Source organism: Methanocalculus sp. MC3 (genome assembly GCF_054767395.1).
In genome coordinates this window covers 348,702-360,944 of the sequence record NZ_BAABMP010000001.1, presented here as the reverse complement: position 1 = coordinate 360,944, position 12,243 = coordinate 348,702, and the positions used below count along the sequence as shown (strand labels likewise).

The window sequence follows — 12,243 nt, the reverse complement described above, 5'->3', positions numbered from 1 at the left end:
GCGATTCGGGCGGCTCTTGCGAGTGTTTGAATCAGAGCGGAAGGGCGCGTCACTGTTCTTCTCTTGAATGTTGAACGAATTTAGCAGGCAGATTTAGCATATTAGTATGAACCAAAAGAAAGGGCGATGCTCAGAAATGTGAGATCGGTTCCATCAGGCTGCAATCCATCAGACCCTTAATCGCAAGGGTGGTTACCGGATGACCGTCTTCTTTCATTGCCGCAAAGGGGTTGGTACCCCCCAGGGCGACGATACCAAGGTACTGGGGGCTCACAGAGACGCCAAGGATGGAGGCATTGGGCATCCCGACCTCAAGGATGCCGGAGAAATGGCTGTCAACACATTCGTCAAGTACTTCAGCAAGGAGCGTCTCGGCCTCCATATGGCATTCACGGACATTACCCAGGATAGTTCCATTCCCTTCCTTCATCACCCGGTTTACTGAAGTGAGATTCTGTGATGCCATCACCTGAAGCGGGTCGAAGGTGGTTGCTTCATAGAGGATCATATGCGTGAACCTCCGGGGAAGATTTGACTCCACCTCAATAATACCGCCTCCGATAGGGTTTGTAACAATTCCGCGCCTGAGAAGAATGCCATCCAGCGTTATACTACAAAGAGTACATATCCCAAGCATTCCTTGTGGTATTGTATACCCCTCAAGAGTCTCGCCCGGTTCGACAAACCGGATCATATCACCAACCGTAATACCTGCTGCTGCCACGCGCTTCATGATCTGGATCGCATATTCTCGTTCGGATTTGGGGATTAAAAAGAGATTATAGACAACAGTCCCCTCATTCTCCAGCGGGTTATACGTTACCTGCATAGAATATTCGACGATCTGGTTATGGATGAATTTCAGAGGGGTATCCATTATGTACTAGTCGAGCCGGTTCAATAAAACCCTTCGCCCGCCTGTGAAGTGAATCGAAATATTGTTCTATTTACGGACACCTGTATGGGTATGGATGAATCAGTACGGATGCGTGCAATCCGTGAGATTACCCTGATCCTCGAAACTGCAGGATATGATATAGAGGAAGAGGGCGATCCCTTCGATCTCTCTGCAGTTTCAGGAAAAGAGTGTATTCTTGTGATGTGCACCGATGATCCCACGCAGGCACGGATCTTTGATAATAAACCATATATCCTTGAAGAGGATGGTGAGAAGATACCCTGTAAAAAGCTAATCTTCACCCGGAACGAGAGACTGAACACCCATGAAGCCTCAATCTGGCTGCCAGATGATCTTGGGAGATATGCCGGGGAAGCCGCTGTGGCGCGGGTTGAAGGGAGACGCTATCGGATCCAGCCGGGAGAGCCACCAGTACAAAAGCAGCAGAGAAGAGAAGGGCTTATGCAGGAGAGGCAGATTGGGCATCAGGCATCATCCCCTGGTACCATTGCCTGCCTCCCGGTACATGTCGGCCAGCAGGAGGCAGCTCGTATCTCCGGGCAGAAAGGAGAGGCGCGCCTCAGGCTGATCCCACACTGGGCATACCAGTACTCCTGCATGGGACAGGCTACATTCAAGGGAAAACAGATCTGTTTTGATGGAGAGGGAACAGGTGCTATCAGCGCCATCAATGGCCTGCGTCAGGAGATTGACCCTGAGGAGGTAATTTCAGTTGAGATCCCGGACAATGCGGAGGTAGTCAGGCCATCGATCCCCGCAAAGGATGCGGAGACCCAGATCCTCCAGGCATTAACAGCTGCGCTCTCCCAGAGGATCCGGATCAAGACGGAGAGTGGCGATGCGATCTTTTCAGAGGAGAAGACCTTCAAGCCGAATCGTGAGCAGATCAATCTGAAGGTCTGGCTTGTTCATGTGCCGGTCTGGCAGGTCCGGGGAAGGAATATTGTTGAGGTGAATGCCACCACGGGTGAGATCCTCGCAGAACCAATGGATGAGGGAGTAGAGCTCCTCTAGGCTGAACAGAAATGATGCTGGTAATCGGAGGAGGTCCTGCGGGCCGGATGGCAGCTATGGGAGCTGCTATTGCCGGGGAAGAGGTCACCCTTATTGAAAAGCGAAGCCTTGGCGGACAATGCCTGCATGATGGCTGCATGCTGGTCTGCGGCCTGAATGATTGTGCCAGAATGATCCAGTCTGCTGCCCTCTGTGAGAGGTCAGGAATCACCCGTGGCATTCCTGAAGTAAGGTTTCCTGAGCTGATCGCGGGCATTCATTCCATACAGCAGACGATTGCCACAATACTTGATGAAGAAACGAAGCATGCCGGAGTACAGGTAATCTATGGTGCAGAGGCTTCAGTCATCGATGGGAAGGCGGTTGTGAACGGTGAGGTGCAGGACGCCGACAGGATCATTATCGCAACCGGTTCAAGACCCCATATTCCGGCCATCCCAGGGATCACCCTTCCGGGCGTATATACCCCGCACACCATCAAAGAGATGAAAGAACTGCCGGAGAGGATAGCTATCATCGGCGGTGGGGTGATGGCAGCTGAGTTTGCCTATATATTCTCTTCATTCGGGACAGACACCCATATCATCAGCAGAAGCGAATTCCTTCATCAGATTCCACCCCGCCTGAAGGCAGCAGCCAAAAAGGATCTCCATGATGTCACTATTCATGAAGAAATATCCGTCTCAGGTATTGCAGGAGTAGATACTGCTACAGGAGTTGATGGAGGCGGGTTTCACCTCGATTGTGATTGTGTCTTCATTGCCGCAGGCCTTCTGCCAAACAGCGGGATGATCGAAGGTGTCGATAAGGGAAAGAAGGGAGAGATTCTCGTCAACAGCAGGTTTGAAACAAGCATCCCCGGGATCTTTGCCTGTGGTGATGTGATCGGGGAGCCGGGGCTCACACCGGTTGCACGGCTTCAGGGATTTGCGGCAGCTGATGCTGCTACAGGACGCGACCATCCTGTTGATCTCTCGTACCTCCCCCGTTCAATGAGTCTTGGATATGAATATGCCTGGATTGAACCAATCAGCGACGAGGGGATCACCTATACACTTCCCGGACCGGCAGGACCGGGAACATTCTGGTCCCTGCCCGAGAGGAGGACAGGGATCAGCAGCCTGATGGTTGATGAAGGAACCGGACGGATCCTCAGTTTTGCCGAGGCTTCCCCTGATGCCGGGGCAATGGCGATGTACCTTGCATTCATGGCAGAGAAAGAATTATCTGTCAGGGAGCTTGCCGATATCTTTGAGGTGCACCCGACAGCAGGTGGCATGTACCCTGCGATCCGGTATGCTTCTGCACATCTGAATAAGAAGCAGAAAGAGGACCCCGACTAGTCCCGGTAAGACTCATGCTTCTTTGGAAGGACAAGAGAGAGATAGAGGCGTTCGAAGTAGCGGTCCGTCATGCCTGCAATGAAGTCGCGGACCGCACCTGCCGGGGAGATTGAGGCACGGTACTTTTCTGAGAGCCAGGGGGTATCGAGAAAGTCCGTAAATATTTTGGATCTCTTTTGTTCATCTTCCAGATCGTCTTTGAGTGAGCAGAAGACCACCTCAAACATCTTCCTGATGATCGGATCCTGTGACCGGGTTTTTGGATGCTCGTAGATCTGATCGTAATTGAACCGTTTCAGGAGGATTAATGCATCCCCAATCTCTTCTGAGAAGCCAATAATTCCATCATCACTGCCAGCACTTGATGCCATCAGATCAAGGGTGAGCCGGTTGATGATCTCTGTCTCATCTTCGCCAAGAACAGACCTGATATCTTCTGGAAGTGCACCAAAGCCTTCGATGAGCCCGACTTCGGTTGCATCACGAAGATCACGGGCAATATAGGCGATTGTGTCTGAGAACCGGACAACACAACCTTCAGGGGTGGACGGGATCATCTCGTATCCCGCAGATGCTGCCCTGCATCGATCTTCAAGCAACTCAAATGCATGATCGGGAGGCACCGAAATGGATGAGAGGGTTGTTGCATTTGATTCGCCATCATGGCAGAGGATGCCATCGAGAACCTGATGGGTGAGATCGAGGTTCTCGATCTCATCCAGAAAACGGACGCCCTGAATATTATGTTTAAATGATCCAAGCCCTTCCCCCTCACAGATTGAAGAGAGGCATTTCTCCCCGAAGTGGCCAAACGGGATATGCCCGATGTCATGGCCAAGTGCAATCGCCTCAAGAAGATCCTCGTTTAAATGGAGGGATCGTCCGACTGTCCGGGAGATCTTTGAGACGAGCTGGACATGGAGAACCCGGTGGGTGATATGATCGTTTTCAAGGAGCGAGAAGACCTGGGTTTTGTCGATATAGCGGGCATATGCCCGCGAATGGAGGATCCGATCCGCGTCACGGGAGTACGGTGAGCGGATATCTTCCTTCTTCCGATCATATCTCCGGATGGCATCACTGCTCCGTGTCGCATTCTTTGAGAAGAGGGCTTCACGCTTCTCAATGTAGGCATGGGTCGTGGCCAGGAGATCGTCGGGGGTGATCATTGATGGGAAGAGATCTGTTCTCAGTGATAATCAGGATGCCGGATGGGGTAGAGTGTTAGTATATCTCCAGAGTTTCTCAATAAGCCTCATGTGTGCCTCTGTGGGATTGCGGGTAAGATAAACGGAAAGATAATCCTATATGGGTGATAATCGGACACTACAATCAAACAGGAAGAAAATTTATTACCTCAGGTAAAATATACACAACGTGATGATCCTATGGATGCAACCTTTACCATACCAAAAACATTTCTTTCCGTAATCAAAGTCCGTGAAGATGAACTCGACAGATTCCTACGTCGTACGCTGGCAGTTGCTTTCTATAGGGATGGAAGATTATCACTCGGTAAAGCGGCAGAGTTTGCAGGAATGAAGAGCAAATGGGAGATGATCATGCTCCTGGATGAGAATAACATACCTGTTGATTATTCAGCCGAGGATGCAGAGTCAGATGTAAAAACCCTCCGAAAGCATCTGGAGCGGTAATCCATGGTTGTTGTCTCAAATTCCACGCCTCTTATCGCACTTTCGAAGATCAGGAAACTCTCTCTTCTGAAAGACTTCTTTGAAGAGATCGTGATTCCAGAGGAAGTATATAATGAAGTCGTCATTCGAGGGGGAACTTTGTATGGTTCAGCGGAGGTTGCAGATTCTCGATGGATTCATCTCAGAACTGTTCATAATAGACAGGCAGTTGATGCACTGTCACTAAACCTGGATCGTGGAGAGTCTGAGGCAATCATTTGTGCACAGGAACTCGGGGCTCTTCTACTCATTGATGACAGGGATGGAAGAAATGCAGCTTCTGAACTTGGGATTCCAATTACCGGAACAATAGGCATTCTCCTTATGGCTGCTGAAGATGGGCTGATTCACTTTCAAACAGAACTTGATTTTTTAGTGGCATCAGGATTCAGGCTGAGTGAAAGAGAATATGTAAGGATTGTAAAGATGTCAGAGAGAGATTAGGGCTCAATCCATACAATCTGTCTCTCGGCTGCAGGTAGCATCAGTTATCAGATCCTTGCCTGATGGCCATAACGTGCAACCCGGAAAGAGGGTGCAATTCAAGTGAAATTATTGGAGCGGGAAGAAAGGGTGAGCAGATACTTTTACCTCAGATCAGGGCAAGTAGAAGTTGATAGGGAGGGGATGGCATCTGGATATCAGGGAAGAAGATGAGATGGAGGTTCTCCAGAGGAGGGTGCTTCGGGATGGGAAGAGCATCAATACACTGGTCGAACAACTCACCCATGTCAGCATCCCATACCGCGTGAAGGCGGCAACAGAACTTGGAAAGATCCACCATCCGCATGCAGCCACCGCCCTGATCCGATCCCTCTCCGATCCAGAGAGCGATGTCGTCTATGTCGTGATCAAGTCGCTTGGTGCCATCGGGGATCCAATTGCAGTCGGGCCACTAATCAGCTGCCTCGAGGGTGCTGATCGCTGGGTTCGCCGGGGTGTGGCTCTTGCACTTGGCGAGATCCGGGACCCCCGTGCAATTCCTCCGCTCTTAACACTGCTCGGGGATGAACGGGCTGAGGTCCGGGCAGCTGCCGCTGAGGCACTCGGGAAGATCGGCGATCCGGCTGTTGCTGAACAGATCCGTCCCTTGCTCGACGATGAGAAGGATATCGTGCAGGACGCCGCATGGGAGGCGCTCAAGGTGCTCTCTGAAAGGACGGAAGGGTGAGGAAGCGGTGTCCCAGTGCCCGGGGTTGGTTCGGTGATAAGAGTAAGGTGCAAAACCATAAAAGCCTCAAATATATAGTATAGTATATGGCATCTGATAGCGCCAGAACAACGCTCTCTATCTCCCATGAAACCTGGTTGAAACTATCAAAATTGCGGAGAGTCAATCAGAGTTACGACTCCCTCATTTCAGAAATCGCAGATCAGGCTCTTATGGTATCGGATAACGATGATGATTGGGATGTTGAGAAGATTATCACTGATTTAAAGAAAATCGATAAACAGACCCGTTATCACTCGATTGACGAGGTCTTTTCGGATGTATGATATTATTTTCAGTGACGAAGCAATGAAATACATATCAACGCTTCCAAAGAAACAAAGAGCCCATATCAAAGATATTATCGAATTGTGTCTTGATAGATATCTTCTGCAAGTTCATAAAAGATGCAATAAGAAACTCCTGAAAGGATCCAACCCGAAAACGTACCGTCTCCATATCTCTATGAAACACACCCTTTTTTATTGGATTGATGCAGAAGCCCGATTGGTTAAGATAATAAACGCTATGAGCATAAACCAGGCTCATCAAAGATATAAGCGGTTTTAAGATTCTTATATATAAACGGAGGGAATTTTTAATTTTATCCTGCATTCCGACTATCATTGACCGCTCTTACAGATTCCTTGTTCTAACCCGCAAGACCTGTTCTGTGACATCCGGCACCCAAGGCAACCCCCCTTTGATCCACCCTCTCCTGAGGGGGGCAGAAGGATAGCAGGCATCGCCCGCAGGCGCCGGTGGGAAATGAAAGAAATGGGTAAGCCCAACAATACGACTGTATCCGGTGCGAGATAAATGGGCGATGCGGGCGGTTGCTGATCCATCGGAGAAGGGGAACGGCAGGGCGCGTTACCGTCCCTCACATCATCTAATAAGATGCGGATTACAACAATTCTGGCGCGATAGCGCCATAATCCTCATAGCGGGGCGATCAGCCCCGCGTGGTGACCGCAGGTCGCCCACCCCGACAGGCGAAAGGAGGCAGGCGGTGCCCCCCCTGGAGCCGGGAGGGGTCAGAGCAGGAGATAAAAAGGGTTCTTCTCCATATTTCTGAAGGTCATTACTATCCAAAGGTCATAATAATACATGAATAGTCTCAATTCGCTATTGTTTGGCTTACTCGTATTGAATATCAGAAGCCCCCCACCGCCCACGTTCCCGTCCGCACATGCTTCGCAAGGGAGGTTCGTGCCGGTTGCCGCAAATGCTGGCGCGGGAGGGGCGGGGATGCTCCGTCTGGCTTTCAGAGGAGATATGCCCCGATTCTTTCGGAATCGCCTTTCAGGTTGCTCTGATGAGCAAGGGCTTATCACCTCTGCCAGCCTGTCTCTTTCGCTGACCCCGCCCCCCGATACCCGCGCCGCAACTGCTTTTAATCAATCCTGATTATTTTGGTTGCTGCAGCGGGATCTTTTCCCACGTTCCGAAGAATTCAGGAAAAACCTGGTGATCAGAATTTTAGAGAAGAGTCATAAAAAGAAAAGGAAGAGTCAGTCTTGAAAGTACTAACCAGTCACTTAGAAGGTATATTGGACATTTCACGGTTTCCGTCTTGCATTCGCCCGGACATAGGCCGCCCCTTCCTCATCCTGCACCCGGAGAAGGTAGGTCCCAAAACAGGGCTTTGTATAAGGGAGGATCACCGTGTCCGCTCCTTCAATGGCAACTGCAATCGGAGGCACCCCTATCATCCGTTTCTCAAAGAGGAGGAATCCGGGATCGACATAGTATACCTCGGTATAGTGCTTCTCAATATATTCCCGGCTCTCCCTGAAGGAGGTGTATTCCAGGATCACCTCATATCCAAGGTTCTGTACACAGCTCATGATAGAATACCCCCCTGAAATGTTCTTTCTGCTCGATAGAAGTCTCCCTTTACTTTCATCGCTTCTCCCACCCCATCACCAGATCGAGTTTTCTTCTGAGTTTGCCGGGGTTATGAACCGCCGGATCCATAATGAGATCGCAGGAGCAATCAAGATCTCCTGCCAGGGCTTCTGCATCCCTCCCAAAGATCAGGACAACAAGACGGCCGTGGAAGAGGAACCGGATCGTTGATGCATATGAGATCCCGGCATCATTATGGATAAATGCCAGGACCAGAGATGGCCGCCGGATCTCCTGTGAGAGTTCATCGATACACTTTTCAAGCTCGACAAGCTCCCGGAGATACATCTTTTTTGGATCTGAGATCCTGAGCAGGTTCAGAACAGAGGGGTTCCCTGCAATGGTGAGCGTGTATCCATCGTCATTCAACCGGTCTGCTGCATAGAGGGCAAGCGCCTGCTGGACAGGAACCTCGGGACATCCAAGAACGATCAGTGCCTCGTTTGCGGTTTTATCCATCAGATCCCCCCGTGATGCCACTCCCTGGCTGAGCATGACTTGAGATTGTTTTCCTGCGATACTTGATGGCATAGCTTTCACAGTTGCTTGGTGCTTCGGATGGATAAACGCTGCTGATCCCGATGTGAGGGTTCAGTCTGATACGCGGGGGAGAGACATGAGGGTCATCCATCAGGAGCTTTATGATGCTCTATGATCCAGATCACTATGAAATGCAGGTGATTCTCCCCGACAAAAGCCGCCACACCCTCCCTCCGGATCCACAGAATATTCGAGAAATACTGGATGGGTTTGGCTGCAACCCGACAAGCGTGATCGTGATCAGAAATGGAACTGTTGTACCGGAAGATTTCATTGCTCGCGGGGATGATGAGATCAGAATCGTTTCCGTCTCCCATGGAGGATAAGAGATGATTAATGGTGAAAGCGGTGATATTCCCGGAAAGGATAAAACCTGCTCCTTCTGCACGAAGCCTGCCGTTGCCCGGCTCACCGATCCAGACCGCCACCTCTGTGCAGACCATTTCATCAGGGACTGCGAAGAGCGGGTGCGAAATATAATGATAGCCGAGGGCATGATTTCTCATTCCGACCGGATCGCAGTCGGGCTCTCGGGCGGAAAGGACAGCACAGCCCTCCTGATGATCCTCTCCCGGATTCTCGCTTCCGGTGGTGATGATGACTCTTCAGAGAAAGGTGCCAGAGAGAACGATGCTGTCAGGCCAACTGCGGATCTTGTTGCAGTAACCATCGATGAAGGGATCGCAGGCTATCGTGAGGAGACGATGGAGGCAGCAGCTGCATTGGTCGGGCGTTTTGGAATTTCGCAGCAGATCATCAGTTTTCGTGAGCTCTTCGGATCCGACCTCGACACCCTGCTCAAAGGCCGCGAAGAGGAGGCATGTACCGTCTGCGGGGTGCTCAGGAGGAGAGCGCTTCTTGAGGGTGCCCGGCGTGCCGGGGCAACCAAGATCGCAACCGGCCATAACCTGGATGACGAGGCACAATCAGTCCTGATGAACCTGCTTCGGGGCGATCTTCCCCGGATGGTTATGGATACCGCATCCGGATACCCAGACTGTTTTATTCCAAGGATTAAACCGCTCCTCCCGCTCTCGGAGAAGGAGATTGTGATCTACCTGATGGTGCAGGGGGCATTTACCGATCTCCCCGAATGCCCGTATGCCCACACCGCACTCAGGGGAGAGGTGCGGGAGATGCTCAGCTCTCTTGAATTGCAGTATCCCGGGACACGGCAGAAGTTGATCTCTGCTCGCGATGATGTACGGGAGATCGTCGGTGCAGGTGAACCGGGGGTGCGGGGAGAAGGAGCGGTTAACCGGTGCCGTCGTTGCGGTGAGATCTGTAGCGGGGAGATCTGTGCTGTGTGCCGGGTTTTAGAGCTTGCCAATGAGAAAAATTGATATACTATAAAAAATTGTAATACTCTCATTTAGAACTTATTGGACCTTTTTTCACCCAAGCACCCATCCAGGCTTACCCCAGACTGACCCAAGATCAATAACAAGATACGAGTCTGATAGCTTTAAACCAAATGGCACTTCAAAAACGATAGAACTCGTAGTTATATCATTCCTACCCAGCGTCTTCTGAGAATACATCTCTCCAAGGGAGGTAAACGGTGCTGTCTGAATAGGATGAAACTCTTCACCAGCCCCATTCAGCCTGAATGACGAGAGAGGAGGGGTCTTAATGGCATAGATCTTACCATCACGGTTCCCACTATGGGCAACACGCAGGTGTACTACAATATAAATTGCACCTTCTGGAGCATTCACGTGAGCTGTCTTCCCTGTGATTCCATCTTCATACCAGAAATATGATCGAGTTGATGCATACCGCGGGGATATAATTATATCATTGCTTTGTGTTGAATCCATGTATTTGAAGCCCCTTCCCATTGGTAGGAGACCATCAGGCAAGGGATAAATGTTCATATTTGAAAGCTCTTGTTTTGCCATTTCATGCTCAGTGGCCGTATCAACCCTGAACTGATAATTACCCGATGCGGGATTCTTCCCATCCTTGACTAACGAGAGCTGCTCTACCTCTTTTCTTACAGCATTCAGGGAAGCCTGCGCCTCAGTAATATCTACAATCATTTTCTGGCGTTCACTCACTGAGCCGGGGAGACCTCGTGAAAAGTACGAGGCTGTGGCAATCATCTTGACCATAGCATGTTGAAAATTGTGATGTTCCTTCATGAAATCCTTAGAAACTGTCATAGATGCAACTTCTTCCCAGGTTTCCAGGGATAATCTCTGTAGCTCTTCACTCTGCGTAATCAATAGCGGCCTGTTTCCCCCCTTTACCAATTCATTACAGAGAGTAGCCAAAACAGAGATTCTTTCGCCCTTTTCCAAAAGAGTTTTTACGAAGAGGTCATCATCATCCTCGATCTCGGGAATCAAATCTTCTTCCTCTGGTTTTGGAAGACCCAGAGTCTCTTTAGGTGTCGAACGAATATCAATCACGCTTGTTCCAAAATAATGACTGAGTGAGGCAAGAGCCAGAGGGGATCCGTTATATGAATCTGTGCAAATTATACTGATGCAATTCGTTTCGTATTTTGTAACAGGTTGATTTGGAGAAGAAGTTGCAATGATGACAGTTGATATGAAGGCAACCCCGATAATAAGTGTAATTATATTCAGATATCGAATATCCATAAGTAAACACCTGTCTGCATGTATGCCTTATCAAATCCAGTCAATAAACCATAACCAGGATCATATAGCTGAAATTATTTCCAAAAGTATATCTTTTTTTGGATTTATATTGAAAGTCAGGAATTTTGGTACCGGGTGTCAATTGCGGTATATAATTGCAGAGGAAACGCAGTGATAGAAATTATATTATGATAGATATAACCCCTCTACCCAATAACACAAGATCCGAAGAAACAAGCGTGCTTTCACCAGACGAACAGAGACGCTACTCCCGCCAGATCATGCTCTTTGGCGAGGAGGGGCAGGAGAAGCTAAAACAAGCCGCAATCTTCATCGCAGGAGCCGGGGGCCTGGGCTCCCCAATTGCACTCTATCTCGCAGCAGCCGGGATAGGAAAGATCATCATCGCGGACAATGATCTCGTTGAGCTCTCGAACTTAAACCGCCAGATTATCCACTCAACCCCGGATATCGGGGAAAAGAAGAGTGAATCGGCACGGCAGAAGATGGAGGCGATGAATCCCGGGATTATCATAGAGGCACATCATACCACCATTGATTCTGAGAATATCTCCAACTTGATCAAAGATGCCGATGGGATTGTGGATGCGATGGACAATTTCGAGACGAGGTACATCCTGAATGAAGCTGCTTTTGAGAAAGGGATTCCGCTCTTCCATGGAGGGATCCACGGCTTTTCAGGGCAGGCAACAACGATTATCCCCGGCAGAACCGCCTGCCTTAGGTGTATCTTCCCCCATGCCCCGCCGAAAGAGACGTTTCCTGTGCTTGGAACAACTGCCGGATTCATCGGAGTCGTGCAGGCAAACGAGGTCATCAAATACCTGACCGACACAGGTGAACTCCTTGAAAACCGCCTCCTCCTCTGGGATGGCGAGAGGGCGGAAGTCGACACAATAGCAGTTGAGAAGAACCCTGACTGCCTGATCTGTAAGAATAGGGGTGAATAGAGAGGCGTATGTACTCTCAAGAAAAAAAATGC

General features: G+C 49.9%; 14 protein-coding genes. 9 read left to right on the top strand and 5 right to left on the bottom strand.

The features are described from left to right. Positions 1 to 130 precede the first annotated feature (130 nt). Positions 131 to 877 (bottom strand): DUF128 domain-containing protein, encoded by a 747-nt coding sequence (locus ACYUBO_RS01850; RefSeq protein WP_300334350.1) that lies wholly within the window; start codon positions 875 to 877, stop codon positions 131 to 133. A 90-nt stretch (positions 878 to 967) separates the two neighbouring features. Between ACYUBO_RS01850 and ACYUBO_RS01845 the strand changes: the two genes are divergently transcribed. After that, complete coding sequence (locus ACYUBO_RS01845; protein WP_460371945.1) at positions 968 to 1,933, top strand: hypothetical protein; 966 nt, start codon at positions 968 to 970, stop codon at positions 1,931 to 1,933. A gap of 11 nt (positions 1,934 to 1,944) precedes the next feature. Then, positions 1,945 to 3,276: an FAD-dependent oxidoreductase gene (locus tag ACYUBO_RS01840; RefSeq protein ID WP_460371943.1), complete on the top strand. Its 1,332-nt coding sequence runs from the start codon at positions 1,945 to 1,947 to the stop codon at positions 3,274 to 3,276. On the opposite strand, the gene ACYUBO_RS01835 is transcribed toward ACYUBO_RS01840, so the two are convergent. After that, positions 3,273 to 4,445, bottom strand: a complete 1,173-nt coding sequence (locus tag ACYUBO_RS01835; RefSeq protein ID WP_460371941.1) for a deoxyguanosinetriphosphate triphosphohydrolase family protein — start codon at positions 4,443 to 4,445, stop codon at positions 3,273 to 3,275. The two genes, ACYUBO_RS01840 and ACYUBO_RS01835, sit on opposite strands and share 4 nt — an antisense overlap. A 219-nt stretch (positions 4,446 to 4,664) precedes the next feature. Between ACYUBO_RS01835 and ACYUBO_RS01830 the strand changes: the two genes are divergently transcribed. The 4 genes from ACYUBO_RS01830 to ACYUBO_RS01815 all read left to right on the top strand — a co-directional run bounded on the left by ACYUBO_RS01830 (position 4,665) and on the right by ACYUBO_RS01815 (position 6,467). Continuing rightward, a complete protein-coding gene (locus ACYUBO_RS01830) occupies positions 4,665 to 4,931 on the top strand; it encodes a UPF0175 family protein (RefSeq protein WP_300334486.1) in 267 nt (88 codons plus the stop codon). A 3-nt stretch (positions 4,932 to 4,934) separates the two neighbouring features. Beyond that, complete coding sequence (locus ACYUBO_RS01825) at positions 4,935 to 5,414, top strand: PIN domain-containing protein (RefSeq protein ID WP_460371939.1); 480 nt, start codon at positions 4,935 to 4,937, stop codon at positions 5,412 to 5,414. 214 nt (positions 5,415 to 5,628) lie between these two features. Beyond that, on the top strand, positions 5,629 to 6,141 hold the full coding sequence (locus ACYUBO_RS01820) for a HEAT repeat domain-containing protein (RefSeq protein WP_460371937.1): 513 nt from the start codon (positions 5,629 to 5,631) through the stop codon (positions 6,139 to 6,141). Positions 6,142 to 6,227: 86 nt separating this feature from the next. Further along, entirely contained in the window at positions 6,228 to 6,467 is a 240-nt protein-coding gene (locus ACYUBO_RS01815) for a hypothetical protein (protein ID WP_460371936.1), read from the top strand. A gap of 1,275 nt (positions 6,468 to 7,742) precedes the next feature. Here the strand turns inward: ACYUBO_RS01815 and ACYUBO_RS01810 are convergent. Both ACYUBO_RS01810 and ACYUBO_RS01805 read right to left on the bottom strand, forming a co-directional pair. After that, positions 7,743 to 8,030: a DUF1894 domain-containing protein gene (locus ACYUBO_RS01810; RefSeq protein WP_300331005.1), complete on the bottom strand. Its 288-nt coding sequence runs from the start codon at positions 8,028 to 8,030 to the stop codon at positions 7,743 to 7,745. A gap of 55 nt (positions 8,031 to 8,085) precedes the next feature. Beyond that, positions 8,086 to 8,622, bottom strand: coding sequence for a DUF1890 domain-containing protein (locus ACYUBO_RS01805; protein ID WP_300331000.1), 537 nt, complete (start codon positions 8,620 to 8,622; stop codon positions 8,086 to 8,088). Positions 8,623 to 8,732: 110 nt separating this feature from the next. Here ACYUBO_RS01805 and ACYUBO_RS01800 point away from each other — a divergent pair, with 110 nt between their 5' ends. Further along, a complete protein-coding gene (locus ACYUBO_RS01800; RefSeq protein ID WP_300330995.1) occupies positions 8,733 to 8,957 on the top strand; it encodes a sulfur carrier protein ThiS in 225 nt (74 codons plus the stop codon). Between the two features lie 3 nt (positions 8,958 to 8,960). Then, positions 8,961 to 9,974, top strand: a complete 1,014-nt coding sequence (locus ACYUBO_RS01795; RefSeq protein WP_300330989.1) for a TIGR00269 family protein — start codon at positions 8,961 to 8,963, stop codon at positions 9,972 to 9,974. 51 nt (positions 9,975 to 10,025) lie between these two features. Here ACYUBO_RS01795 and ACYUBO_RS01790 read toward each other — a convergent pair whose 3' ends face one another. Beyond that, positions 10,026 to 11,240, bottom strand: a complete 1,215-nt coding sequence (locus ACYUBO_RS01790) for a hypothetical protein (RefSeq protein ID WP_460371934.1) — start codon at positions 11,238 to 11,240, stop codon at positions 10,026 to 10,028. A 188-nt stretch (positions 11,241 to 11,428) separates the two neighbouring features. Between ACYUBO_RS01790 and ACYUBO_RS01785 the strand changes: the two genes are divergently transcribed. Then, the gene (locus tag ACYUBO_RS01785) at positions 11,429 to 12,211 is read left to right on the top strand and encodes a HesA/MoeB/ThiF family protein (RefSeq protein WP_460371932.1); all 783 of its coding nucleotides are present in this window, start codon (positions 11,429 to 11,431) and stop codon (positions 12,209 to 12,211) included. The last annotated feature ends 32 nt before the right edge of the window (positions 12,212 to 12,243 follow it).

Excerpts from the sequence above, each read along its gene's own strand:
- ACYUBO_RS01850 (WP_300334350.1), bottom strand. The coding sequence starts at position 877 with ATGGATACCCCTCTGAAATTCATCCATAACCAGATCGTCGAATATTCT.
- ACYUBO_RS01845 (WP_460371945.1), top strand. The coding sequence starts at position 968 with ATGGATGAATCAGTACGGATGCGTGCAATCCGTGAGATTACCCTGATC.
- ACYUBO_RS01840 (WP_460371943.1), top strand. The coding sequence starts at position 1,945 with ATGATGCTGGTAATCGGAGGAGGTCCTGCGGGCCGGATGGCAGCTATG.
- ACYUBO_RS01835 (WP_460371941.1), bottom strand. The coding sequence starts at position 4,445 with ATGATCACCCCCGACGATCTCCTGGCCACGACCCATGCCTACATTGAG.
- ACYUBO_RS01830 (WP_300334486.1), top strand. The coding sequence starts at position 4,665 with ATGGATGCAACCTTTACCATACCAAAAACATTTCTTTCCGTAATCAAA.
- ACYUBO_RS01825 (WP_460371939.1), top strand. The coding sequence starts at position 4,935 with ATGGTTGTTGTCTCAAATTCCACGCCTCTTATCGCACTTTCGAAGATC.
- ACYUBO_RS01820 (WP_460371937.1), top strand. The coding sequence starts at position 5,629 with ATGGAGGTTCTCCAGAGGAGGGTGCTTCGGGATGGGAAGAGCATCAAT.
- ACYUBO_RS01815 (WP_460371936.1), top strand. The coding sequence starts at position 6,228 with ATGGCATCTGATAGCGCCAGAACAACGCTCTCTATCTCCCATGAAACC.
- ACYUBO_RS01810 (WP_300331005.1), bottom strand. The coding sequence starts at position 8,030 with ATGAGCTGTGTACAGAACCTTGGATATGAGGTGATCCTGGAATACACC.
- ACYUBO_RS01805 (WP_300331000.1), bottom strand. The coding sequence starts at position 8,622 with ATGCCATCAAGTATCGCAGGAAAACAATCTCAAGTCATGCTCAGCCAG.
- ACYUBO_RS01800 (WP_300330995.1), top strand. The coding sequence starts at position 8,733 with ATGATGCTCTATGATCCAGATCACTATGAAATGCAGGTGATTCTCCCC.
- ACYUBO_RS01795 (WP_300330989.1), top strand. The coding sequence starts at position 8,961 with ATGATTAATGGTGAAAGCGGTGATATTCCCGGAAAGGATAAAACCTGC.
- ACYUBO_RS01790 (WP_460371934.1), bottom strand. The coding sequence starts at position 11,240 with ATGGATATTCGATATCTGAATATAATTACACTTATTATCGGGGTTGCC.
- ACYUBO_RS01785 (WP_460371932.1), top strand. The coding sequence starts at position 11,429 with ATGATAGATATAACCCCTCTACCCAATAACACAAGATCCGAAGAAACA.